We start from the raw sequence: 23744 nt of genomic DNA on the forward strand, positions 1-23744 counted from the left end.
TTGCGTCGGTAACGAACAGGTATCCCGCATGAAAGCAGTCCGCATCGCCTCCGCCCTGACCCTGCTGCTCGCTGCCTCGCAGGCGTGGGCGGTCAAACCGTTCGTGGCCGATTACGAGGCCAGCTGGAAGGGCGTGCAGGCGAACGCGCAGATCAGCCTGAACCGCGGCGCCGACAACCGCTGGAACTACCAGCTGAGCGTCAGCAACCAGCTGGGCAGCTCGCGCCAGACCACCGTGTTCGAGGAGCATGGCGGCAGCTTCCGCCCGCTTTCCGGCGTCGATGCAACGCAGGTGCTGTTCAAGCGCTCGCAGAAGAACGCCAGCTACGACTGGGCCCAGCGCGAGGCGCACTGGAGCGGCGACGTGAAGGCCGACCGGGTGGGCCCGGTGAAGCTGGAGGACGGCGACCTCGACGGCATGCTGATCAACCTGGCCCTGGTCCGCGACGTGGCCGCCGGCAAGCCGCTCAGCTACAGGCTGGTGGACAACGGCGTGGCACGGCCACAGCGCTTCCAGAACCTCGGCAAGGACACCGTCACCATCGGCGGCAAGCAGCAGACGGCCACCAAGGTCTCGCGCAGCAGCGACGACAAGCAGGTGATCGTGTGGATCGTCGACGGCCTGCCCACCCCGGCGCGCATCCTGCAGCGCAAGGATGGCAAGGACGAGCTGGAGCTGACGCTCAAGTCGGTGCGCTGAAGCGGACGACACAAGGCGCGGCTGCGTCCGCGCCCGGATTTTTGCTGTTCTACGTGCGGCGGAGCTTGCTCCGCCGCGTTCGCGCGCAGTCGGTTCTGCAAGCGCCACTGCGCCGCAACCGCACAGCCAGGACGCTTTCAGCGCGCGGGCAGATAACCCTGCGGATTGACCGGCTTGCCGTTGTAGCGGATCTCGAAGTGCAGCATGTCGCGCGCGGCGCCGCTGCGGCCCATTTCCGCGACCTGCTGGCCGGCCTTGACCAGCGCGCCTTCGTTCACCAGCCGCGCGCGGTTGTGCCCGTAGGCCGACAGCCACTGGTCGTTGTGCTTGACGATCACCAGCTCGCCATAGCCCACCAGGCCCGAGCCGGAATACACCACCACCCCATCGGCGGCGGCGCGTACCGGTTGCCCGGCCTTGCCGGCGATGTCGATGCCCTGACGGGTGGGATCGCCGCCCGCAAAGGTGGTCACCACTGCGCCTTCCGCCGGCCAGCGCCAGGCCAGTTCGCTGGCCGGAGGCGCTGCCGGCGCGGTCGCCTGACGCTGCGGCGGCGTGGTGGACGGCTTCGCAACAACGGGACGCGCGGGCGGATCACGGCGATCGCTCGGATACAGGCGCAGGCGCTGCCCAGGATGGATGGTGTAAGGCGGCGGGATGTCGTTCCACAGCGCCAGATCCAGCGCGGTGATGCCGTTTTCGGTGGCGATCCGGTAGACCGTCTGGCCGCGCTGGACCACCGCGGTGGCGCCGTATTTCGGCTGCGATACCCGCACCGGCGGCAGCGCGCCGGCACTGCCGCGCGCGCCGCGATGCGGATATTCGCGCACCACCCGGCTGCGCCCGCAGCCCGCGAGCACGACCACCGCCACCACCACCGCCAGCACCCGATATCCGCGCATGCCGCCCATCATGCCGCAGGCCCGCGCAACAGCAGCCAACCGACCAGCGCAGCCAGCAGCACCATCGCCGCCCAGCCCAGGTGTTCGATCCAGCGATGCAGGGCGCGCTCGGCGCGCTCGCCACCCACCCGGATCACCAGCGCCAGCAGGTAGACCCGCTTGCCGCGCCCCACCAGCATCGCTGCGAGGAACGGCAGCATCGGCACCCCGACGATGCCGCTGGCCCAGGTGAAGATCTTCAGCGGAATCGGCGTGAACCCGGCCAGCACCAACAGCCAGAACGCCCGCCACGGCGAATGCGCGACGATCCCGCGCAAATCCGCCACCTCGGCCTCGATCCGCGTCAGCCAGCCCAGCGCGGCCAACCCCGGCTTGACCACTTCGTAGGCGTAATGGCCCAGCAGGTAGCCGACCACCGCGCCCAGCAGCGAGAACAGCAGGCTGATGCCGGCGAAGCGGAACGCACGCCTCGGTTGCGCCAGGCACATCGGTGCCAGCATCACTTCCGGCATCACCGGGAACACGATGGCCTCGGCGAAGCTCAGGCCGCCCAGCAGTGCCGGCGCCTTCGGATGCCGCGACCAGACCAGCGCGCGCTGGTAGAGCGGGCCAAACAGTTTCATCGATCGGTCATCCCCGACAGCAGCGGCACGAACACCACCGCGCCCAGATCTTCCTGCACGATGCTGCCATCGGCCTGCTTGCGCAGGCACAGCAGCGACTGCCCGCCGGAGGCGCCCACCGGTGCCACGAGCACTCCCCCCGGCGCCAGCTGCGCGATCAGCGCATCCACCAGCGCAGGACCGGCGGCGGTGACGATGATGGCGTCGAACGGTGCTTCTTCCGGCCAGCCGATGCGGCCATCGTCATGCTTGCTGCGCACATGCAGGCCAAGGCTGCGGAAGCGCTTGCGCGCGGTGCGCAGCAGGTCGCCGATGCGCTCGACGGTGAAGACATCAAGCCCCAGCGCAGCCAGCACCGCGGCCTGGTAACCCGAGCCGGTGCCCACTTCCAGCACCTTGTTCGGCCCGTCGCGCAGCAGCGCCTCGGTCATCTTCGCCACCACGAACGGCTGCGAGATGGTCTGCCCATGCCCGATCGGCAGCGCGTTGTTCTCGTAGGCGCGCGAAGCCAGCGCCTCGTCCACGAACTGGTGGCGCGGCACCGTGCGGATCGCGTTGAGCACGCGCTCGTCGGTGATGCCGCCCTTGCGCAGGTCGTCGATCAGGCGGTCGCGCACGCGCTGGCCGGTCAGGCCCATGCCGAGGTCGGCCGGCTGCAGGCGCATCCGCGCGATCACGATGCCGCCTCCAGCGACGCGGCCAGTCCGCCGACCCAGCTGGCGACCTGTTCCAGCGCTTGGTAGCGGGTCAGGTCGACGTGCAGTGGGGTGATCGCGATGTGACCGCTGCGCACCGCGTTGAAATCGGTGCCGGGCCCCGCGTCCTGTTCGTCGCCGGCCGCACCGATCCACCACCACTGGCGCCCGCGCGGATCTTCCTGCGGCATGCACGGCTCGGCGCGGTGGCGATGGCCGAGGCGGCTGGTCTCGAAACCGCGGATCTCGTCCCACGGCAGATCCGGCACGTTCACATTGAGGATGGTGGACGCCGGCAGCGGGTCGCGGCGCAGACGCTCGACGATTTCCACCGCCGCGCGCGCCGCGCTTTCGTAGTGCTTGCCCTGGTGGGCCTCGGTGACCAGCGACATCGCCACCGCCGGCAGCCCCAGGAAGCGGCCTTCCATCGCCGCCGCCACGGTGCCGGAATAGATCACGTCGTCGCCGAGGTTGGCGACGTTGTTGATGCCCGATACCACGATGTCGGGTTCCAGCCCCAGCGCCTCCAGCATGCCGGTGACCGCCACGTGCACGCAGTCGGTGGGGGTGCCGTAGACCTTCCAGGTGCGCGGATCGAGCTGCACCACCCGGATCGGTGCATCCAGCGTCAGCGAATTGCTGGCGCCGCTGCGGTCGCGGTCGGGCGCCACCATCACCACTTCGTGGCCGGCGTCGCGCAGGCCCTTGGCCAGCGCGTGGATGCCGGGGGCGTCGACACCGTCGTCGTTGCTGACCAGTACCCGCATCACGGCATCGGAACATTGTGCATGTGGCCATGATACCGGATGCGCACAGGCGCTTCGCGGTAACCTGAGCGGCATGCGCAAGGCCCCGCCCGACATTCCTCCCGAGCAGGACGACCGCGACGACGCCAGCCTGTTCCGCGCCGCCATCGGCGCCGACCGGGGCAAGGTGCGGGCGCTGCCGGAGGCCACGCCGCCGCCCGCCGCCCCGAAGCCGAAGCCGTCCGCGAAGATGGCCCGTCGCGACGAGGAAGCCGCCCGCGAGGAGTTCCGCCACATGCTGGTGTCCGCACTGGAAGCCGGCGACGAGATGAGCTACCGGCGCGAGGAAATCACTCCGCGGGTGCTGAAGAAACTGGCGCGCGGCGAATACGCGGCGCAGGAAGAACTCGACCTGCACGGTCTGCCCGCCCGCACCGCCGAAGCACTGCTGCGCGAATTCCTGCGCGACTGCCGCGCGCACGGCCTGGGTTGCGTGCGGATCGTGCACGGCAAGGGCCGCAATTCCGAAGAGCGGTTGCCGGTGCTGAAGAACCTGGTGGACCGGCTGCTGCGCCAGCGCGCCGACGTGCTCGCCTTCCATTCGCCGCCTGCGGCGCAGGGCGGCACCGGGGCGGTGCTGGTGTTGCTGGAGAAGCGCTGAAGCTGCCGGCACGGATCGTTCCCGCGACGACGGGAAAAATAGCGGTTACCGGGATTGTGCGGAATCCACGATCTCGCCCAACTCGCCCAGCACCGTGGTCGCGTAGCAGCCCGGCGGCAACGCGAAGCGCAGCTCCAGCGCGCCGTCATCGCGCCATGACCACGCCAGTTCGGCCGGCCGCAGCCGCAGCGCGCGGCGCTCCTGCTTCAGGCCTGCGCGCTCCAGGCCCGCGCGCAGGCGCGAGGCGGTATCGCCGGCCAGCGCGGCCAGCTCCAGCTCGCGGGCGGCGCCGGTGCTGCGCAGTTCGCCCTCGCCCCACAGCGGGCCGCTGGGATGGATGTCGAACGCCTCCAGCCGCGCCTGCAGTTCCGGGGTGAACGGCTCGGGGCCGAACACGCTGCGGCTGCCGTCCAGCATCCACACCTCGCCGTCCAGCGCCGCGTCCCAATTGCCCGCCTCGACCCGCGCCGCCAGCACCCGGTTGAACAGCTCCGAACGCGCGGCGGAGAGCAGCATCGTGCGCTCCTCGCGCTTCACCCGGCCGCCGGCGAACATCGCCACCGCCTTGCGCACGTTGTCGCCGCCACGGCCGAAGCGCTGTTCGCCGAAGTGGTTGGGCACGCCGCGCGCCGCGATCGCGGACAGCCGCGCATCGACGGCATCGCGCTCGCCTTCAAGCGCCCGCAGCACCAGCACGAAACGGTTGCCGGCCAGCGCGCCGCGCGGCAGCTTGCGTGAATGCCAAGCGTGTTCCAGCACCCGCAGTTCGTCCGTCTGCAGTGCGTCGACGTCCGGTGCGATCTTTTTCGGCAGCCACACGCTGAAGCGCTGGCGGGTCACCGCATGGCGATCCTTCAGCCCGGCATAGCCGATCGCCGATTCGTCCACGCCCGCCCATTGCGCAATGGTTTTCGCTGCGAACGCGGTGTTCATGCCGCGCTTCTCGATGGTCAGCAGCAGGTGCTCGCCGGCGCCGCTGGGCTCGAAGCCCGGCAGTTCCTCGACGAAGAAGTCCTCGGCACTGCTGCGGATGCGCGCGGCCAGCACCGGCGCGCCGTGGGCGCGCACAGGCGCCGTCACGCGCGCACCAGCAGGCACGCCGCCTGCGCCGCGATGCCTTCGCCGCGACCGGTGAAACCCAGCCGCTCGCTGGTGGTCGCCTTGACGCTGACCGCATCGATGTCGATGCCGAGGTCGGCGGCGATCAGCTCGCGCATGGCCTGCGCATGCGGCCCGACCTTCGGCCGCTCGCAGATCACGGTGATGTCGCAATTGCCCACCCGCCAGCCGCGCTCGAGGATCAGCGCGTTGCAGTGGCGGACGAAGGCGCGGCTGTCGGCGCCCTTCCAGCGCGCATCCGACGGCGGGAAATGCACGCCGATGTCGCCCAGCGCCAGCGCGCCCAGCATGGCGTCGCACAGCGCGTGCAGCGCCACGTCGCCGTCGGAATGCGCCAGCACGCCGCGCTCATGCGCGATGCGCACGCCGCCCAGCATCACGTGGTCGCCATCGCCGAAGGCGTGCACATCAAAGCCCTGACCGATGCGGATATTCATGACTGCCTCGCCAGCAGGAATTCGACCAATGCCAGGTCCGCCGGCGTGGTGACTTTCAGGTTGTCCTCGCGGCCTTCGACCAGCGCGGGATGCAGACCCAGCCGCTCCACCGCCATCGCCTCGTCGGTCACCATGACGCCCGCCGCACGCGCCGCTTGCAGCGCACGCAACAGCAGGTCGCGGCGGAAGCCCTGCGGGGTCAGCGCGCGCCAGAGGCGCTCGCGCGGTTCGGTGGCCTCGATGCGGATTTCGGCATTGGCGCGCTTGAGGGTGTCGCGCACCGGCGCGGCGAGGATGGCGCCGTCGGCGCAGGCCGTCGCGGCGTCGATCAGTTTGTCGATGTCATCCGCGCGCAGGTTGGGCCGCGCGGCGTCGTGCACCAGCAGCAGCGCGTCTTCGGGCACGCTTGCCGGCAGTGCGCGCAACGCGGCCAGCACCGAATCGGCGCGCTCAAGGCCGCCCAGACATGCAATCACCGGCTTGCCGTGCAGGCTGGTCCAGCCCGGCCAGTGCGGATCGTCCGCCGCCAGCGCCACCACCGCGCCGTCGATGGCCGGATGCGCCAGCAGTGCGCCGAGTGCATGCGCGATCAGCGGCTTGCCGGCGGCAGCCAGGTACTGCTTCGGCACCTCGCCGCCGAAGCGGCGTCCGCTGCCGGCGGCGGGCATCAGCGCCCAGCTCATGGCTGCGGCGCGGCCTCGCCCGCCGGCGCGGCGGATGCGGGCGCGGCCTGCGCGCCATCGATCACCCGGTAGAAGATCTCGCCCGGCTTGACCATGCCCAACTCGCTGCGCGCACGCTCTTCCACCGCTTCGCCGCCAGCCTTGAGATCGGCGACTTCCGCCGCCAGCGCATCGTTGCGCGCCTGCAGGCGGCGGTTCTCGGCCACCTGTGTCTTCACCTGCGCGGTCAGCGCGGCCACTTCGTGCTGGCCGCCGCTGCCGTACCAGAGCTTGTACTGCAGCGCCGCCAACAGCAGCACCAGCACGACCAGCAGCACGGGCAACGGCTTCGCCACGACGGCGTGCAGGCTCAGCGCTTCAGCGAGACGAAGGCGTCGCGACCGGCGTAACGCGCGGCCGCACCCAACTGCTGTTCGATGCGCAGCAGCTGGTTGTACTTGGCCACGCGATCGGAACGGCACAGCGAGCCGGTCTTGATCTGGGTGGCGGTGGTGGCCACCGCGACGTCGGCAATGGTGGTGTCCTCGGTTTCACCGGAGCGGTGCGAGACGATCGCCGCGTACTTCGCCGCGTCGGCCATCGCGATGGCTTCCAGCGTCTCGCTCAACGTGCCGATCTGGTTCACCTTGATCAGGATGGCGTTGGCCACGCCGCGGCTGATGCCGTCCCTGAAGATGCGCGGGTTGGTGACGAACAGGTCGTCGCCGACCAGCTGCACCTTGCCGCCGAGGCGGTCGGTCAGCAGTTTCCAGCCGTCCCAGTCGTCTTCGGCCATGCCGTCCTCGATGGTGACGATGGGGTACTGCGCGCACCAGTTGGCGAGGAAGTCGACGAACTGCTCCGAGGTCAGGCGCTTGCCTTCGCCGGTGAGGTTGTACTTGCCGTTCTCGAAGAATTCGGTGGACGCCACGTCCAGGCCCAGCAGCACGTCTTCGCCGGCCTTGTAGCCGGCCTTGCCGATGGCTTCGAGGATGGTTTCCAGCGCCTCTTCATTGCTGCGCAGGTCGGGGGCGAAGCCGCCTTCGTCGCCCACCGCGGTGGACAGGCCGCGCGCCTTCAGCACCGACTTCAGCGCGTGGAAGATCTCGGTGCCGCTGCGCAGCGCTTCACTGAACGAATCGAAGCCGACCGGCAGCACCATGAACTCCTGCAGGTCCACGTTGTTGTCGGCGTGCGCACCGCCGTTGATGATGTTCATCATCGGCACCGGCAGCACCGGCGCCGCGCCGGTCATGCCGGCGAGGTACTGCCACAGCGCCTGCTTGCGCGAGGCCGCCATCGCGTGCGCGGCCGCCATCGACACGCCCAGCAGCGCGTTCGCGCCCAACCGGCCCTTGTTCTCGGTGCCGTCGAGGTCGATCAGGCGCTTGTCAAGCCCGCCCTGGTCGGCGGCGTCGAAGCCCTGCAGCGCGTCGGCGATCACGCCGTTGACGTTGCCGACAGCCTTCTGCACGCCCTTGCCGAGGTAGCGGGTCTTGTCGCCATCGCGCAGCTCCACCGCTTCCTTGCTGCCGGTGGAGGCGCCGGACGGCACCGCGGCGCGGCCGAAGCTGCCGTCGGCCAGCGTGACTTCGGCTTCAAGGGTGGGATTGCCGCGGCTGTCGAGGATTTCGCGGGCGTGGATCCGGGTGATCGTGGTCATCGTGGGAAATCGTCTCGGGAATCAGAAGGAGGATTCGAGGAAGCCGCCGCGCTTGGTCACGGCGTCCAGTTCCAGCAGGGTTTCCAGCAGTGCTTCCATCTTGCCCAGCGGCCAGGCATTGGGGCCGTCGGACAGCGCCTTGCTCGGGTCGGGATGGGTTTCCATGAATACGCCGGACACGCCCACGGCGACCGCGGCGCGCGCCAGCACCGGCACGAACTCGCGCTGGCCGCCGGAGCTTGCGCCCTGCCCGCCCGGCAGCTGCACCGAATGGGTGGCGTCGAACACCACCGGGCAGCCGGTGTCGCGCATCACCGCAAGGCTGCGCATGTCGCTGACCAGGTTGTTGTAGCCGAAGCTGGCACCGCGCTCGCAGACCATGATCTGCTGGTTGCCGGTGGACTTGGCCTTCTCCACCACCGGCTTCATGTCCCACGGCGACAGGAACTGGCCCTTCTTGATGTTGACCGGCTTGCCGGTGGCGCAGACCCTGGTGATGAAATCGGTCTGCCGCACCAGGAAGGCCGGCGTCTGCAGCACGTCGACGACGGAAGCCACTTCGTCCATCGGCGTGTATTCGTGCACGTCGGTGAGCACCGGCACGCCGAGCTGACGCTTCACCTCGGCCAGCACGCGCAGGCCTTCTTCCATGCCGGGGCCGCGGAAGCTGTTGATGGAGGTGCGGTTGGCCTTGTCGAAGCTGGACTTGAAGATGAAGTTGATCCCGAGCCTGGCGGTGATCTCCTGCAGTCGTCCGGCCACGTCCAGCTGCAGCTGCTCGCTTTCCACCACGCAGGGGCCGGCGATCAGGAACAGCGGTTGGTCCAGGCCGACTTCGAAACCGCAAAGATCCATGGGTGCGCTCACTTCTGCTGGGCCGCCTTGCGTTCGCGGGCGGCGCGGATGAAGCCGACGAACAGCGGGTGACCGCTGCGTGGCGTGGACAGGAACTCGGGATGCGCCTGGCACGCCAGGAACCACGGATGCACGGCCTGCGGCAGTTCCACCATCTCCACCAGCAGGTCATCCATCGACTTGGCGGAAATCACCAGCCCGGCGTCTTCCAGCTGGGTGCGGTAGCGGTTGTTGAACTCGTAGCGGTGGCGGTGACGTTCGCCCACCACGTCCTTGCCGTACAGCGCGTGCGCCAGCGTGCCTGGCTTGACGCGCTGGTCCTGCAACCCCAGGCGCATGCTGCCGCCGAGGTCGGAGCCCTCGCTGCGGCGCTCCACTTCGCCGCTCTGGGTGCGCCACTCGGTGATCAAGCCGATCACCGGATGCGCGGAATCGCGGTCGTTCTCGGTGCTGTTGGCGCCGGCCAGCCCGGCCTCGTGGCGGGCCATGTCGACCACAGCCGCCTGCATGCCGTAACAGATGCCGAAGTACGGCAGCCTGGTAGCGCGCGCGTACTTCGAGGTCAGCACCTTGCCTTCGAAGCCGCGGTCGCCGAACCCGCCCGGCACCAGCACGCCGTCGACGTCGGCCAGCAGCGCGGCGGCGCCCTCGCGCTCGAGGTCGCCGGCCTCCAGCCACTTCAGGTTCACGCGGGTGCGCTGGCGGATGCCGCCATGCTTGAGCGCCTCGCCCACCGATTTGTAGGCGTCCTTGTGGTCGACGTACTTGCCGACCACGGCGATGGTGACCTCGTCGTCGGGATGCTCCGCGGCGTCGACCACCGCGTCCCATTCCGACAGGTCGGCGGCATGCGCCTTGTCCTGCAGGCGCAACTGCTCCACCACCAGCTGGTCCAGGCCCTGCGCGTGCAGCCAGCGCGGGATCTTGTGGATGTTGTCCAGGTCGATGGCGGAAATCACCGCCTTCTCCGGCACGTTGGTGAACAGCGCGATCTTGCGGCGCTCGCCGTCCGGCAGCGGCTTCTCGCTGCGGCACATCAGCACGTCCGGCTGGATGCCGATGCCGCGCAGTTCCTTCACCGAATGCTGGGTGGGCTTGGTCTTCAGCTCGCCGGCGGCGGCGATGTACGGCACCAGGGTCAGGTGCATGAACATCGCATGGTCGGCGCCGCGCTCGATCCGCAGCTGGCGGATGGCTTCGAGGAACGGCAGCGACTCGATGTCGCCGACGGTGCCGCCGATCTCGACGATGCCGACATCGAAGCCGGCGGTGGCGGCGTCGATGCAGTGCTTGATCTGGTCGGTGACGTGCGGGATCACCTGCACGGTGCCGCCGAGGTAGTCGCCGCGGCGCTCCTTGCGGATCACGGCGTCGTAGATCTTGCCGGTGGTGATCGAGTTCAGCCCCGACAGGCGGGTGTTGACGAAGCGTTCGTAATGGCCGAGGTCGAGGTCGGTCTCGGCGCCATCGTCGGTGACATAGACCTCGCCGTGCTGGAACGGGCTCATCGTGCCCGGATCGACGTTGAGATAGGGGTCCAGCTTCATCATCGTGACCTTCAGGCCACGGGCTTCGAGGATCGCCGCCAGCGAAGCGGCGGAAATGCCTTTGCCGAGCGAGGACACCACGCCCCCGGTCACGAAGAGAAGGGGCGTATGGGTAGCAGGGGAAGTCATGGCGGCAGCGCGGCGCTGGAAACCCGCATTCTAGCGGCAAGACGCGCGGGCGTACATGGCCGCGCGCCCCCTGTTCCGGCACAAGTCATTGATCCGGAATGGAAACACGCTTTTTGCGAAGACCGCAGCCGGGTCTTGCAGACGCGACCCGCGCCACCGCAACGCCGCTTGCCGGCGCTCAGTCGCGTGGCCGCGCCGCGTGCCAGGCCGCCGCGCCGATCAGGCCCAGATCGCCGTGCTCCAGCGCGTGTACCGGCACCTCGCGCAGGCTGTCGGACAGCACGCCCTTGTCGAGGAAGCGACGGATGAAGTCGCCACGACCGAGATGGCGCTGCAGGTGCCCGGTCAGGCCTCCGGCCAGGCAGACCGAACCGGCGCGGAAGGTCAACGCCAGGTCGCCGGCGAAGCTGCCCAGCCATCCGCAGAACAGCGCGATGCACTCGGCCGCAAGCGGGTCGCTGCCTTGGTCCGCGGCTTCCACCAGCTCCGCCGGCGTTTGCCAGCGCGGCTGCATCTCGCGCAGCGCGCACAGCGCCAGGTACAGGTTCACCAGCCCGGGGCCGGAGAACACTCGCTCGCTGGCCACGTGGCCGAAGCGCGCCTGCAGCAACCGCACCACCTCCAGTTCCAGCGGCGTACCTGCGGCAAGCGCGGCCTGCCCGGCTTCGCTGGGCTGCACGGCGGGCCGGCCGTCCTGTTCCACCAGCAGCGCGGCGCCCAGCCCGGTGCCCGGGCCCAGCAGCAGCGTCGGCAGCGGCAGGCCACCCGCGGCACCCAGCGGCTGCAACTGCGCCTGCGGAATCCGCGGCAGCGCCCAGGCCAGCGCCTCGAAATCGTTGATCAGGTGCAGATGGCCGATGCCGGCGTCGCGACGGGTCGCGGACAGCGACACCGGCCACGCCAGGTTGCCGTTGAGCAGATGATCGCCTTGCAGCACGCCGGCAATCGCCACCACGCAGGCGTCCGGAAACGCGGTCTCGCCGGCGCCGACGGCCTCGTCGCGGAAACGGCGCAGCACCGCGGCCAGGCTGGGGAAAGCTGCGCATTCGTAGCGGCGGTGGAAACCGACGCTGAACCCGTCGCCGTCCGGATCGACCAGGCCCAAGCGGGCGTAGGTGCCGCCGACGTCGGCGGCAAGCAGGCGCCTCGCCGATGACTGCGCGGTCACGCCTGCCCCATCCAACACTGTGTCGCCATGCATCTGCCGCCGTCGCCTGCCTTCGGAAAGGATCCACCAACGCGGCGACCCGGCGGCAATTGTAGGCGGGGCCGCCGGCGCCCGCGCGCCTTCCCGCCATCCACCCGCGACGTGGCACGGTTCGCGGCCGCGTTCAACCTTGACCGCGGCAGGCGGGGCGACCATCCTGCGCCGTCCCCCTGCAGCACGCACGCATGAACACCCGCTACAACGCCGCCGACATCGAAGTCCTCTCCGGTCTGGACCCGGTCAAGCGCCGGCCCGGCATGTACACCGACACCACCCGCCCGAACCACCTGGCGCAGGAAGTCATCGACAACGCGGTGGACGAGGCGCTGGCCGGGCATGCCCGCGGCATCGAGGTGACCCTGCACGCCGACGGCAGCTGCGAAGTGTCCGACGACGGCCGCGGCATGCCGGTGGACATCCACCCGGAGGAGAAGATCCCCGGCGTCGAACTGATCCTCACCCGCCTGCACGCCGGCGGCAAGTTCAGCAACAAGAACTACACCTTCAGCGGCGGCCTGCATGGCGTCGGCGTCAGCGTGGTCAACGCGCTGTCGAACAAGGTCGACGTGTTCATCAAGCGCGACGGCAGCGAATACCACATGGCCTTCGCCGACGGCGACCGCGCATCGGCGCTGTCGGTGGTCGGCAGCGTGGGCAAGAAGAACACCGGCACGCGGCTGCGCTTCTGGCCCGACCCGAAGTATTTCGACACCCCGAAGTTCAACCTGCGCGCGCTCAAGCACCTGCTGCGCGCCAAGGCGGTGCTCTGCCCCGGCCTGACCGTCAACCTGTTCGACGAGGCCAGCGGCGAGCGCCTGCAGTGGTATTACGAGGACGGCCTGCGTGACTACCTGAAGGGCGAACTGGACGGCCGCGAGCTGCTGCCGCCGGAGCTGTTCGTGGGCAGCCTGAAGAAGGACACCGAGGTGGTGGACTGGGCGGTGGCCTGGTTGCCGGAAGGCGAGCTGGTGCAGGAAAGCTACGTCAACCTGATTCCCACCGCCCAGCACGGCACCCACGTCAACGGCCTGCGCAGCGGCTTCACCGACGCCCTGCGCGAGTTCTGCGACTTCCGCAACCTGCTGCCGCGCGGGGTCAAGCTGGCGCCGGAGGACGTGTGGGACCGGGTCGCCTTCGTGCTGTCGCTGAAGATGACCGACCCGCAGTTCAGCGGCCAGACCAAGGAACGCCTGTCCTCGCGCCAGGCCGCGGGTTTCGTCGAGGGCGCCGCGCACGACGCCTTCAGCCTGTGGCTCAACGCCCACACCGAGTTCGGCGAGAAGATCGCGCAGCTGGCCATCGAGCGCGCCTCGGCGCGGCTGAAGACCGAAAAGCAGATCGTCCGCAAGAAGGTGACGCAGGGCCCGGCCCTGCCCGGCAAGCTTGCCGACTGCATTTCGCAGGACCTGTCGCGCACCGAGCTGTTCCTGGTCGAAGGCGACTCCGCCGGCGGCAGCGCCAAGCAGGCGCGCGACAAGGATTTCCAGGCCATCCTGCCGCTGCGCGGCAAGATCCTGAACACCTGGGAAGTGGCTTCCGGGCAGGTGCTGGGCTCGCAGGAAGTGCATGACCTGGCGGTCGCCATCGGCTGCGATCCCGGCAAGGACGAGATCGACGGCCTGCGCTACGGCAAGGTGGTGATCCTGGCCGACGCCGACAGCGACGGCCTGCATATCGCCACCCTGCTCACCGCGCTGTTCCTGAAGCATTTCCCCGCACTGGTCGCCGCCGGACACGTGTTCGTGGCGATGCCGCCGCTGTTCCGCGTGGACGTGGGCAAGCAGGTGTTCTATGCGCTGGACGAAGAGGAAAAGCGCCTGCTGCTGGAGAAGATCCAGCGCGAGAAGCTCAAGGGCCAGATCAACGTCACCCGCTTCAAGGGCCTGGGCGAAATGAACCCGCAGCAGCTGCGCGAGTCCACCATGCACGTGGACACCCGCCGGCTGGTGCAGCTCACCGTCGACGACGACACCGCCACCCGCTCGCTGATGGACATGCTGCTGGCCAAGAAGCGCGCCTCCGACCGCAAGAGCTGGCTGGAACAGAAGGGCGATCTGGCGACGCTGGAAGTCTGATCCGCAGCGTCGACGCACGCTGCGCCGCGATGCCGCGCAGCGCTAAGCGATCCAGCCGCTGACCCAGCGGATCAACGCATGCAACCGCGCCACCAGCCAGCCAGCGGTGGCGTGCAGCTCGGACGGGAACAACTTGCCCAGCAGCCAGTAGACCAGCCAGGCCGCGGCGGCGAGGATCGCCAGCGCCAGCAGGCGCATGCGGAAGTCACTGCGGGCCTTGCTGGTGGTCATCATCGGGCTCCCTGGCAGATCAGGCGAACCGCACCGGATCGAATGGCGCCGGGTTCACGCAAGGCGTGCGGCCGGCGATCATGTCGGCCAGCAGCTGGCCGGTGCTGGCGCTCATGCTCACCCCCATCATGCCGTGGCCGACCGCCATCCACAGGTGCGGATGGCCGGGGGCGCGGCCGATCAGCGGGATGTCGTCGCGGCTCATCGGCCGCCAGCCGCACCACTTCTCGCGCACCTCCGGACCGACCGGATGGTGCAGGAACTGCGCCGCGCCGCGCTCCAGCGCGCCCAGCCGCTTCTCGTTGAGGCTGTCGTCGAAGCCGGTGAATTCCATCGTGCTGCCCAGCCGGTAGCCGCTGCCCCAGGCGGTCACGCAGACCGAGGGTTCATACAGGATGACCGGCCGCTTCGGCGCCAGCGGCGGCGAGCTGTAGGTGATCGAATAACCCTTGCCCGGCTGGATGGTCTTGCGCAGCCACGGCAGGCCGACCGCATTGGCAATCTGCGGCGACCATGCGCCGGTGGCCAGGATCACGTCGCGCGCGCGCAGCCGCCCCTGCGCGGTGGTGGCCAGCACGCCCTGTGCGCCGGAGTCCAGCGACTGCAGCGCGCAGTGTTCGATGACCCGCCCGCCGCGCTCGCGCACCACTCGCGCCAGCTCGGCCACGTAGCGGTCGGGGCGCAGCGCGGCGTCGCCGCGGAAGCACATGGCGCCGGCCAGGCCGGGCTTGAAGGCAGGGTCGCGCGCTTCGTAATCCCGGCCTTCGACGATCTCCACGTCCACGCCCAGCTCGCGCAGCAGCGGCACGTCGCCCAGTTCGCGATCCATGTCACGGCGGGTCTTGAACACGTAGTCCTCGCCGGTCTCGGCGAACTCGCAGTCCAGCGCGTAGCGTTCCACCCACTGCTGGATGCGCTGGCGCGAATCCGACAGCAGGGTGTACTTGGCGCGGGCGCTGGCCACGTAGTCACGGTGGTTGCAGCGCTGCATGAAGCCGAGCATCCAGCGCAGGGTGTCGGGGTTCAGCGTCGGCTTGATGTACAGCGGTGCGTCGGGGGTGAACATCCAGCGCGCGGCGCGCAGCAGCGTATTCGGCCCGGCCAGCGGCGGCGCGTGGCTGGGGGTGAGCGTGCCGCAGTTGCCATGCGATGCGCCGGCGCCGATCTTGCCGGCGTCGATCACCGTCACTTCGCGGCCATCGTCGAGCAGCGCCAGCGCGGTGGCCAGCCCGGACACGCCGGCTCCGACCACGAGGCAATCGATGGATTCTTCGGCGATGGTTGCGCTCACGATGTTCGGCGTCCGCTGGAAAGATCGCCCATTATCACGGCCCCAAGGCCGGCGGGACAGCCCACCACCTGCCCGCAGCGGCATGGCGCCATGTCCGCGATCCGTAAACGCGAACGGCCCGCATTGCGGGCCGTTCGCGATGATGCTTTCATCCAGCCCCCTGAGTCAGGGGGCGATTCGCGCCGTAGGCGCGAATGGGGGTCTGGCCGCTAACAGCCGGGGCCCGAAGTTTGCACGGCAAACTTCGGCATTGATCCATGCTGCGCATGGATCAATGCGCGTGGCCGCCCTCGCCATGCACGTGGCCGTGGGCGATTTCTTCCTCGCTGGCCTCGCGCACTTCGATGATCTCGATGTCGAACTCCAGGTCCTTGCCGGCCATCGGGTGGTTCAGGTCCACGTCGACCACGCTCATGCCCACCTTCTGGATGGTCACCGCGCGCGGGCCGAAGTTGGTGTTGAGCACCACCTGCATGCCCGGAGCCAGCTTCTGCTCGCCGAAGTGCTTCTTGGGAATGCGCTGGCTCAGGCCGTCGCGGCGCTCGCCGTAGGCATCGCTGGCGGTGACCGCGGCCTTGAAGCTGTCGCCGGCTTCGCGGCCGTCCATCGCCTTTTCCAGACTGGGGATGATCTGCCCGCGGCCGAACAGGATGGCCAGCGGCTCGCCCACCACCTTCGAGCTTTCCAGCTGCTCCTTGCCGGCTTCGGCCACGGCGTAGTGGAAACGGACAACGCGGTCTTTTTCGATCTTCATGATGTGCCTGCCAATCGGTTGGGCGCTTGCCGCCGCATGCGGTTGCGGCAACACTGCGAGGGATGGAACCAGCCGACTGCATCCAGCGACCGGGCGCGCATTATCGGCGCTGCGCCGCGCTTGCGCCATTGCCGGCCCTGCTGCTGGCCGCCGTGCTGGCCGGCTGCGGCGGCGGCGAAACCACCCGTCACGCGCCGCCACGCGCCGTCGTGCGCGACTGGCCGATGGTGGAGCCGGCCGATCCGGCCAGGGCCAACGCGGTGTTGATGCGCGCCATCAGCCTGGTCGGCACCCCCTATCGCTACGGCGGCAATACCCCCGAGGGCGGCTTCGACTGCAGCGGCCTGGTCGGCTACGTGTTCCGCGACATGCTGGACCTGCGCCTGCCGCGCACCACCCGCGAACTGGCGGCCTTGCAGGGCCCGCGCATCCGTCCGGAACGGCTGGCCGGCGGCGACCTGGTGTTCTTCGGCAGCGCCGGCCAGGTCAGCCACGTCGGCATCTACGTCGGCCAAGGCCGCTTCGTCCATGCGCCCAGCAGCGGCGGTACGGTCCGGCTTGATTCCTTGGACGGACACTGGTGGATCGACCATTACTCCGGGGCGAGACGGCTGCTGAAGTGAAACGTGAATCCCGTCACGAAAGCTCGCATCCCGATGATGGATATGTGAATTCCTGCCTATTCATCTTGCGCCAGCTAACAGTTTCTGAACTTCCCGACCCGTCATCGCAGGCATAGTCGCCCCTGTTTTTGCTTCGTGATGACCGCGTGAAGACAGCGAACCTGCACCACGGCCATTCCGCACCGCGCTCCCGCCGCGTGCTCCGACTGGCCCTTGCCCTGGCCCTCGTGGCGGGCAGCCTGCCGGCACTGGCGATGAATCCCGCGATTTCCAAGGCCGATCCTGCACCGCAGGCCGCATCGGCCGCTGCGCTGGCGCTGCCGGCCCCGGCCGCAATCGCCACCCCCGATACCGCGCCGCTGGCTGCCCAGCTGGCCATCCTGCAGAAGGCCAAGGACGCGCCGACCAGTCCGTCGCTGGTCAAGACCGTGCTGCAGCGCGCGTTCTCCCTGCTCGGCACGCCGTATCGCTGGGGCGGCAGCTCGCCGGAAAGCGGCTTCGACTGCAGCGGCCTGGTGGGTTACGTGTTCCGCACCATCGGCATCGACCTGCCGCGGGTGTCGCGCGCGATGGCCGATGAAGGCACCAAGGTCGCCAGCCGCGACGCGCTGGCCGAAGGCGATCTGGTGTTCTTCGGCAAGCGCGGCCACATCGACCACGTCGGCATCTACATCGGCGAGGGCAAGTTCCTGCACGCGCCGCGCACCGGCCGCGACGTCACCGTCTCCAGCCTGACCAGCGGCTATTGGGCACAGAAGTATCTGGAAGCGCGGCGCGTGGCCGCCGGCAGCTGAGCCGGCAGTCTCCAATCCGTGCCGATGACGCCGCCTGCGGGCGGCGTCACTGTTTGCGGGCGTCGACGGCGGCCTGGCGGTAGCGCGCCACCGCCTGCTCCACGTCGCGGCCCAGCGCCATCACTTGCTGCGCGTATTCGGCCAGCTTGCGATCGTCCTCGCTGCGCGGCTGCCACGGCGGCACCGGCACCGGCGCGCCTTCCGGCGCATCCAGCGCCACGAACACGATCACGCAGTGGGTGCACAGCCGCGCATCGGCCTCGTCGGCGCGCGGGTCACGGGCGCGCACGTCCACCGCGAAATGCATCGAGGTGGTGCCGGTGTGGATCAGGGTGGCCTGCACCGCGACCAGATCGCCGATCCGGATCGGGGCGACGAAGCGGATCCCGCCCACCGCCACCGTGACGCTGTAGTGGCCGCTCCAGCCGACCGCAGCGGCATAACCGGCCTGGTCGATCCAGCGCATCACCTGCCCGCCGTGCACCTTGCCGCCGAAGTTCACGTCCGACGGCTCGGCGAGGAAGCCCATGCTCAACTGGCGCTGGCGTCCGCTCATGCTCAACTCCCGGCCGCGCGAGGCGCGGCGGCAGGTAGGTCCTAGAACGGGATATCGTCGTCGAACGGCACGTCGTCGAAGGCCGGCTTGGCCGGTGCCTGCGCCGGTTCGCGGCGCTGGGCCGGAGCGCTGCGCTGCGGACGGTCGCCGCCGTAGGCACCACCACCGCCGCTGCCACCGCCACGCTGGTAGCCGCCGCCTTCGCCGCCGCCGCGCTGCTGGTAGCCACCGCCACCCTCGCCGCCACCGCGCTGGCCCTCACCGCCGCCGATCATCTGCATCTCGTCCGCGATGATGTCGGTGGTGTAGTGCTTGACCCCGTCCTTGTCGTAGGAGCCGTACTCAAGGCGTCCCTCGATATAGACCTGGCGGCCTTTCTTCAGGTACTCGCCGGCAATCTCGCCGAGCTTGCCGAACAGCTTGACCCGGTGCCATTCGGTCTTCTCGATCTGCTGGCCGTCCTTGTCCTTGCGCACGTTGGTGGTGGCCACGCTCAGCGTGGTGATCGCCATCCCGCCCTGGGTGTACTTCACGTCGGGATCGTTGCCGAGGTTGCCGACCAGGATCACTTTGTTCACGCCGCGTGCCATGTGCTGCCTCGCTGTTTTTTCATCTCGCCCGGGGTGGACGATGGCATCGAAGTATAGCCGGCGCCAGCCGGCCGACGCCGCGCCGCGGGGTCGGAAAACCACCCTACCGCTTATACTTCGGCATTCCCCGCCGATCCTGCCCATGACCGCTCCCGACCTCGCGCATGCCGCGCCCGACCTTACGGCGATCCAGGCCCTGGCCGCGCCCGACATGACCGCGATGGACGCGCTGATCCGCCGCCGGCTGGCCTCGGACGTGGTGCTGGTCAACCAGATCGCCGAGTACATCGTCGGCGCCGGCGGCAAGCGGCTGCGGCCGATGCTGCTGCTGCTGGCGGCCGGCGCGCTGGGCCATCGCAGCGCCGATGCCCACCAGCTGGCCGCGGTGGTGGAATTCATCCACACCTCGACCCTGCTGCATGACGACGTGGTCGACGAATCCGACCTGCGCCGCGGCCGCAGCACCGCCAATGCGGTCTGGGGCAACGCCGCCTCGGTGTTGGTCGGCGATTTCCTGTATTCGCGCAGCTTCCAGCTGATGGTGGAGCTGGAGCGGATGGACGTGCAGAAGATCCTTGCCGACACCACCAACATGATCGCCGAGGGCGAGGTGCTGCAGCTGCTGCACGTGCGCAACCCGGACACCGACGAAGCCGCCTATCTGCGCGTGATCGAGCGCAAGACCGCGATCCTGTTCGCCGCCGCCACCCGCCTGGGCGCGCTGCTGGCCGGCGCCGACGCAGCCAGCCAGCAGGCGCTGCGCGATTACGGGCTGGCGCTGGGCTACGCCTTCCAGATCGCCGACGACGTGCTGGACTACGCCTCCGACGCCGCCACCCTGGGCAAGAACCTTGGCGACGACCTGGCCGAAGGCAAGATGACCCTGCCGCTGATCCACGCGATGGCGCACAGCGACGACAACGTGCGCGCCGAGCTGCGGCGGATCGTCGAGCACGGCGACCTGGACGGGCTGGCCACGGTGCAGGCGGCGATTGCCCGCTGCGGCAGCCTGGACTACAGCCGCGCGCGGGCAATGGAATACGCCGATGCCGCCGACGCCGCGCTGGCGGCGCTGCCGGGCAATGCCCATATCGATGCGCTGCGCGGGCTGGCTCGTTATTCGGTCAACCGCGACCACTGACCCGGCCCGCGGCAGCGGGCACGCCGGCTCACTGCTGCCCTACAGCGCGAACCGCTCGCGGAAGAAGTCCGCCATCATCCGGTAGGCGCGCCTGGCCGCGCGCTCGTCGTAGCGGCAGTTGCTGGCGGGATCGCTGCCGGCCGACGGCTCGGCGAAGCAGTGCACCGCGCCGCTGAAATCGACGAACTGCCAGTCCGCGCCGGCGCCGTCCATCTCCTGCTCGAAGGCGACGATGTCGCTGTCGGGAACCGCTTTGTCGTCGGCGCCATTCAGCACCAGCAACGGCGTCTTCACCGCCGCGGCAGTCGCCGATTTCGCGCCGGGCGCCAGCCCGCCGTGCAGGCTGACCACGCCGGCCAGCTCGGCGCCGCTGCGCGCAAGCTCCAGCACGGTGGACCCGCCGAAGCAGAAGCCGAACGCACCGATCTTTTCCGCATCCAGCGGCGCACTGCCAGCCTGCGTTTTCAACGTGGCCACGGCGGCGTCGATGCGGGCGCGCAGCGCGCTGCGATTGTCGCCGCGCAGGCCGCCGGCCAGCTTGCCAGCCTCGCCCGCGTTGGCGGGCTGACTGCCCTTGCCGTACACATCCGCCACCAGCACCACGTAGTCGGCCCCGGCCACCGCCTTGGCGCGCGCCACCGCATCGTCGGTGACGCCCATCCAGTTCGGCACCATCACCAGCCCGGGCCGCTTCGCCGTCGACGCATCGTCATAGACCACGTAGCCGCTGAAACGGTCCTTGCCCACCGTCCATTCGACCGGCTTGGCCTGCATGGCCGCGAACGCGGGCAAGGCGGCAAACGAAAGCGCGAGGGCGAGCAGCGAACGACGCATGGCGGGGCTCCCGATGGATGACCGGCTTACGCTACCCGAATCCGGTTCAACCACCGTGAAATTTTGCCTTGCCCGCCGGGGTTCGAGCTGCGCAGCACACGCCAACGCCCGCCGCCTCGGACATGTCCGAGGCTCAGGCGATGCCCATGCCCTGGATGCCGGAAATCGCGTCCGGATCGAAGCCGGCCAGCCGCGCGAAGTGGCGGCCGCGTTCGACGTAATTGCGGTACGGCCCGAAGCTGGGCGCACCGGGCGAGAGCAGCACCACGCCGCCGTCGGGCAGGGCCGCGCGCGCCTTGTCCATTGCCTCGGCCAGATCGCACGCGGCTTCCAGCACGAAACCGGCCTGCGCAGCGACCAGCATCAACAGCGCGTGGATGCGCGGCCCGTTCTGGCCCATGGTGATGACGGCGCGCGGCGCACGCACGCGCATCGCGTCGCTGAACTCGTCCCAGGGCAGGCCACGGTCATGGCCGCCGACCAGCACCGCGACGTCGCGCCCGGCATACAGGTCGAGCGCCGCCTGCGTGGCCATCGGCGTGGTGCTGATGGAATCGTTGACGTAGAGATAGCCGTCCTTTTCGCCCAGCGGCTGCAGCCGGTTGGGCAGCGGCTGGAAGCTGGCGGCGTGTGCGGCCAGCGCGGCGGCATCCAGCCCGAAGGCTTCCAGCGCGGTCAGCACCGCACACAGGTTGCTGCGGTTGTGACGACCGGGCAGCGGCAGCGCGACGGTGTCCATGATGAAAGCTTCGCCGCGATACAGCGCGTCCTCGCGCAGATGCCAGCCGCGTGCATCGCCATACCAATGGATCTCGCTGTCGGGCAGCTGCAGCTTCGCCAGCAGCGGGTCGGCGGCGTTGAGCACGGCGATGCGCGGCTTTGCCTGCGTCACCAGCGCCAGCTTGTCGGCGATGTAGCGCGCCTCGCTGCCGTGCCAGTCCAGATGCTCCGGGTGCAGGTTGGTGACGATGGCGATGCGCGGGCGTGCGCCGGAAGCGGCAACGTCGCGGGTCTGGTAGCTGGACAGTTCGATGGCCCAAGCATCGGCATGGCCGTCCAGCAATTCCAGCAGCGGCACGCCGATGTTGCCGGCCAGCGCCGTGCGCAATCCCGCCGCGCGCAGCAGGTGCGCCAGCAGCGAGGACGTGGTGCTCTTGCCCTTGGTGCCGGTCACGCAGATGGCATTGGCCACTTCGCCCGCGGCATCGGCGCGCTCGGCGAACCACAGCGCGGTGCCGCCGATGAAGCGGGTGCCCTGCTGCGCGGCATAGGCCGCTTCGGGCTGGTACGGGCTGATGCCGGGCGACTTCACCACCACGTCGAATGCGGCCAGGCGCTCGCCCGTGGCGGCGTGTTCGATGGACAGCAGCGGATCGCCCAGCGCGGCCACTTCCGCAGCCTCGGCTTCGCTGCAGAACAGCGTCAGGGATTGCTGCGGCAGGTGCGCGCGCAACGCCGCACGGGCAGCGCGGCCTTCATGACCCCAGCCCCACAGCGCCACGCGGCGGCCGGACAGGTCGGCGATGCGCAGCCGCTCAGGCAGCGAAGCGGGCACGCAGGCGCTCCCACAGCGCGGCGGGGATGCGGTGCTCATCGTCCAACGCCAGCAGCGGCTCAAGCGCGAGCGGGCCAGCGTCCAGCTGCGGCAGGATCTGCCGCGCGAAGCGCCGGATCACCGCGTCCTCGCGCCAGTCCGGACGCTGCGCCAGCAGCGCCATCGCCGCGCGCGACTCGCGGCCTTCGCCCACGCATTCGAACGGCTTGTGGTCGCCGTATTCCAGCAGCGCGTCGAAGCCGGGGACCTGCGCCGGGTCGTCCAGCAGGTTGCGGCCGACGATGCCGACCAGGCGCAGCTTGGGCAGGAACGGCGCCAGCGCCAGGAACACGAAATGGCACTTCGGGCAGACCCCGCACCAGCGGCTGGTGGGCCGCTCGCCAAGGATGTGGAAGTTGCGGTTGCAGCTGGAAAAATGCGCGTCGTAACGGTCGGTCCTGGCGAACTGCCGCGCCACCGCCAGCTCGCTCAGCGGGCGCAGCAGCGAGTAGTAGTGCAGGTCGGCGGCCACGTGCGACTGCAGGTAGTCGCCGAACGCGGACTCGAACGCCCAGCCCTTCGACCACTGGTGGTTGACCTCGCCGGTGCCGGGGATCTGCGAGCCGTAGCTGGCCGACCGTTCGTTGGAGAACACCACCTGATCCACGCCCAACAGCACCGCGGCGAAGGCCATGATCGCCGAGTTCACCGCGGTCACCGGGATATGGCCGTTCCACGCGCCCTGGCGGTTGTAGTCGAACAGCTGCGGCGCCAGCTGGCGGCCGATGTTGAGCGTGGGCAGGCCGGTGTGTGCGGCACAGGCGGCGATCAGCTGCGAACCGCCGATCCACGTCACCGTCTGCTCCACGCCCTCGGCGCGCAGCGCCTCGATGCTGACCAGCGAATCCTTGCCGCCGCCGATGGCGACCAGCGCGTGCGCGCGCAAGCCGAGTGCTGGCACGGGCTGCGACGGTGCAGCGTCAGCCGGAAAGCGGATCTTCCCGCGCAGGTCCAACCCGTTGCGGTAGGCGAATTCGCCCAGCCCGTTGCGGTAGACGGTTTCCAGCAGCGCCGCGGTGTCGGCGTCGATGGCGTAGCCGTCGATGCGGATCTCGCCCGCCACCGCCGCCTTGTAGTAGCTCACCCCGGCGATCAGATGCAGCAGGCGCAGCGCGCGTTGCGCGGCCTCGGTGCGGGCCGCGTCCAGCACGAATGGCGCGCCGGGCACGGTGACGGTTTCGGTCAGCTCGGGGCCGTCGTCGAAGGCATACACCAGGTGCGCCACGCCGGTCTGCGCGTCGAAGGCGCAGCGGACGAAGCGGAAGGTGCGGATGGCGTCGCGGTTGAAAATCCAGTCGGTCATGGTTGCTCGTTG

26 protein-coding genes are annotated in these 23744 nt (G+C 69.4%); 6 read left to right on the top strand and 20 right to left on the bottom strand.

The features are described 5' to 3' along the window. Window positions 1–28: 28 nt before the first annotated feature. Window positions 29–700: a DUF3108 domain-containing protein gene (locus tag E5S66_RS08940; protein WP_138348902.1), complete on the top strand. Its 672-nt coding sequence runs from the start codon at window positions 29–31 to the stop codon at window positions 698–700. A gap of 137 nt (window positions 701–837) precedes the next feature. Here E5S66_RS08940 and E5S66_RS08945 read toward each other — a convergent pair whose 3' ends face one another. From E5S66_RS08945 to surE, 4 genes are read right to left on the bottom strand one after another with little or no spacing between them, the layout of a single operon-like run. Then, window positions 838–1602: a peptidoglycan DD-metalloendopeptidase family protein gene (locus E5S66_RS08945; RefSeq protein WP_138348903.1), complete on the bottom strand. Its 765-nt coding sequence runs from the start codon at window positions 1600–1602 to the stop codon at window positions 838–840. Window positions 1603–1610: 8 nt separating this feature from the next. Then, the gene (locus tag E5S66_RS08950) at window positions 1611–2225 is read right to left on the bottom strand and encodes a YqaA family protein (protein ID WP_138348904.1); all 615 of its coding nucleotides are present in this window, start codon (window positions 2223–2225) and stop codon (window positions 1611–1613) included. After that, on the bottom strand, window positions 2222–2902 hold the full coding sequence (locus E5S66_RS08955) for a protein-L-isoaspartate(D-aspartate) O-methyltransferase (protein ID WP_171033518.1): 681 nt from the start codon (window positions 2900–2902) through the stop codon (window positions 2222–2224). The genes E5S66_RS08950 and E5S66_RS08955 overlap by 4 nt, the downstream gene beginning before the upstream one ends. Further along, window positions 2899–3687, bottom strand: a complete 789-nt coding sequence (gene surE / locus E5S66_RS08960; protein WP_138348994.1) for a 5'/3'-nucleotidase SurE — start codon at window positions 3685–3687, stop codon at window positions 2899–2901. Before surE ends, E5S66_RS08955 begins: the two co-directional genes overlap by 4 nt. 73 nt (window positions 3688–3760) lie before the next feature. On the opposite strand from surE, the gene E5S66_RS08965 reads away from it, so the two are divergent. Beyond that, window positions 3761–4327 carry a Smr/MutS family protein gene (locus E5S66_RS08965; protein ID WP_138348905.1) on the top strand — a complete coding sequence of 189 codons (567 nt, stop codon included), beginning with the start codon at window positions 3761–3763 and terminating at the stop codon, window positions 4325–4327. Window positions 4328–4372: 45 nt separating this feature from the next. On the opposite strand, the gene truD is transcribed toward E5S66_RS08965, so the two are convergent. The 8 genes from truD to E5S66_RS09005 all read right to left on the bottom strand — a co-directional run bounded on the left by truD (window position 4373) and on the right by E5S66_RS09005 (window position 11940). Continuing rightward, window positions 4373–5407 (bottom strand): tRNA pseudouridine(13) synthase TruD, encoded by a 1035-nt coding sequence (truD, locus tag E5S66_RS08970; protein ID WP_138348906.1) that lies wholly within the window; start codon window positions 5405–5407, stop codon window positions 4373–4375. Then, complete coding sequence (ispF, locus tag E5S66_RS08975; protein WP_138348907.1) at window positions 5404–5883, bottom strand: 2-C-methyl-D-erythritol 2,4-cyclodiphosphate synthase; 480 nt, start codon at window positions 5881–5883, stop codon at window positions 5404–5406. Before ispF ends, truD begins: the two co-directional genes overlap by 4 nt. Further along, on the bottom strand, window positions 5880–6566 hold the full coding sequence (gene ispD / locus E5S66_RS08980; RefSeq protein WP_138348908.1) for a 2-C-methyl-D-erythritol 4-phosphate cytidylyltransferase: 687 nt from the start codon (window positions 6564–6566) through the stop codon (window positions 5880–5882). The genes ispF and ispD overlap by 4 nt, the downstream gene beginning before the upstream one ends. Next, on the bottom strand, window positions 6563–6901 hold the full coding sequence (ftsB, locus tag E5S66_RS08985; RefSeq protein ID WP_028838970.1) for a cell division protein FtsB: 339 nt from the start codon (window positions 6899–6901) through the stop codon (window positions 6563–6565). The genes ispD and ftsB overlap by 4 nt, the downstream gene beginning before the upstream one ends. 14 nt (window positions 6902–6915) lie before the next feature. Continuing rightward, window positions 6916–8208 (bottom strand): phosphopyruvate hydratase, encoded by a 1293-nt coding sequence (gene eno / locus E5S66_RS08990; RefSeq protein ID WP_138348909.1) that lies wholly within the window; start codon window positions 8206–8208, stop codon window positions 6916–6918. Window positions 8209–8229: 21 nt separating this feature from the next. Beyond that, on the bottom strand, window positions 8230–9063 hold the full coding sequence (gene kdsA, locus E5S66_RS08995) for a 3-deoxy-8-phosphooctulonate synthase (RefSeq protein ID WP_138348995.1): 834 nt from the start codon (window positions 9061–9063) through the stop codon (window positions 8230–8232). 8 nt (window positions 9064–9071) lie between these two features. Further along, window positions 9072–10739 carry a CTP synthase gene (locus E5S66_RS09000; protein WP_138348910.1) on the bottom strand — a complete coding sequence of 556 codons (1668 nt, stop codon included), beginning with the start codon at window positions 10737–10739 and terminating at the stop codon, window positions 9072–9074. A gap of 178 nt (window positions 10740–10917) precedes the next feature. Continuing rightward, window positions 10918–11940 carry a glucokinase gene (locus E5S66_RS09005; protein ID WP_138348911.1) on the bottom strand — a complete coding sequence of 341 codons (1023 nt, stop codon included), beginning with the start codon at window positions 11938–11940 and terminating at the stop codon, window positions 10918–10920. Window positions 11941–12131: 191 nt separating this feature from the next. Between E5S66_RS09005 and parE the strand changes: the two genes are divergently transcribed. Further along, window positions 12132–14021 (top strand): DNA topoisomerase IV subunit B, encoded by a 1890-nt coding sequence (gene parE, locus E5S66_RS09010; protein WP_138348912.1) that lies wholly within the window; start codon window positions 12132–12134, stop codon window positions 14019–14021. A 42-nt stretch (window positions 14022–14063) separates the two neighbouring features. Here the strand turns inward: parE and E5S66_RS09015 are convergent, their stop codons facing one another. The 3 genes from E5S66_RS09015 to E5S66_RS09025 form a co-directional block, all read right to left on the bottom strand. Beyond that, window positions 14064–14252 carry a hypothetical protein gene (locus E5S66_RS09015; RefSeq protein WP_138348913.1) on the bottom strand — a complete coding sequence of 63 codons (189 nt, stop codon included), beginning with the start codon at window positions 14250–14252 and terminating at the stop codon, window positions 14064–14066. A 19-nt stretch (window positions 14253–14271) separates the two neighbouring features. Further along, window positions 14272–15531 carry an NAD(P)/FAD-dependent oxidoreductase gene (locus E5S66_RS09020; protein ID WP_246037201.1) on the bottom strand — a complete coding sequence of 420 codons (1260 nt, stop codon included), beginning with the start codon at window positions 15529–15531 and terminating at the stop codon, window positions 14272–14274. Window positions 15532–15814: 283 nt separating this feature from the next. Beyond that, window positions 15815–16297 (bottom strand): FKBP-type peptidyl-prolyl cis-trans isomerase, encoded by a 483-nt coding sequence (locus tag E5S66_RS09025; protein WP_138348915.1) that lies wholly within the window; start codon window positions 16295–16297, stop codon window positions 15815–15817. Window positions 16298–16359: 62 nt separating this feature from the next. Between E5S66_RS09025 and E5S66_RS09030 the strand changes: the two genes are divergently transcribed. Together E5S66_RS09030 and E5S66_RS09035 are read left to right on the top strand one after the other, a co-directional pair. Beyond that, window positions 16360–16920 carry a C40 family peptidase gene (locus E5S66_RS09030; RefSeq protein ID WP_138348916.1) on the top strand — a complete coding sequence of 187 codons (561 nt, stop codon included), beginning with the start codon at window positions 16360–16362 and terminating at the stop codon, window positions 16918–16920. Window positions 16921–17066: 146 nt separating this feature from the next. Beyond that, window positions 17067–17714: a C40 family peptidase gene (locus E5S66_RS09035; protein WP_246037189.1), complete on the top strand. Its 648-nt coding sequence runs from the start codon at window positions 17067–17069 to the stop codon at window positions 17712–17714. Window positions 17715–17760: 46 nt separating this feature from the next. Here the strand turns inward: E5S66_RS09035 and E5S66_RS09040 are convergent, their stop codons facing one another. Then, window positions 17761–18270: an acyl-CoA thioesterase gene (locus tag E5S66_RS09040; RefSeq protein ID WP_138348917.1), complete on the bottom strand. Its 510-nt coding sequence runs from the start codon at window positions 18268–18270 to the stop codon at window positions 17761–17763. A 41-nt stretch (window positions 18271–18311) separates the two neighbouring features. Next, window positions 18312–18860, bottom strand: a complete 549-nt coding sequence (gene ssb, locus E5S66_RS09045) for a single-stranded DNA-binding protein (protein ID WP_138348918.1) — start codon at window positions 18858–18860, stop codon at window positions 18312–18314. A 142-nt stretch (window positions 18861–19002) separates the two neighbouring features. Here ssb and E5S66_RS09050 point away from each other — a divergent pair, with 142 nt between their 5' ends. Then, window positions 19003–20001 carry a polyprenyl synthetase family protein gene (locus tag E5S66_RS09050; protein WP_246037190.1) on the top strand — a complete coding sequence of 333 codons (999 nt, stop codon included), beginning with the start codon at window positions 19003–19005 and terminating at the stop codon, window positions 19999–20001. Between the two features lie 39 nt (window positions 20002–20040). On the opposite strand, the gene E5S66_RS09055 is transcribed toward E5S66_RS09050, so the two are convergent. The 3 genes from E5S66_RS09055 to murL form a co-directional block, all read right to left on the bottom strand. After that, a complete protein-coding gene (locus E5S66_RS09055) occupies window positions 20041–20835 on the bottom strand; it encodes a dienelactone hydrolase family protein (RefSeq protein WP_138348919.1) in 795 nt (264 codons plus the stop codon). A 133-nt stretch (window positions 20836–20968) separates the two neighbouring features. Then, a complete protein-coding gene (gene murD / locus E5S66_RS09060; RefSeq protein WP_138348998.1) occupies window positions 20969–22366 on the bottom strand; it encodes a UDP-N-acetylmuramoyl-L-alanine--D-glutamate ligase in 1398 nt (465 codons plus the stop codon). A 4-nt stretch (window positions 22367–22370) separates the two neighbouring features. Further along, window positions 22371–23732, bottom strand: a complete 1362-nt coding sequence (murL, locus tag E5S66_RS09065) for a UDP-N-acetyl-alpha-D-muramoyl-L-alanyl-L-glutamate epimerase (protein WP_138348920.1) — start codon at window positions 23730–23732, stop codon at window positions 22371–22373. Between the last annotated feature and the right edge of the window lie 12 nt (window positions 23733–23744).

This window comes from Thermomonas fusca, assembly GCF_005862345.1.
In the GTDB taxonomy this organism is placed as follows: domain Bacteria; phylum Pseudomonadota; class Gammaproteobacteria; order Xanthomonadales; family Xanthomonadaceae; genus Thermomonas; species Thermomonas fusca.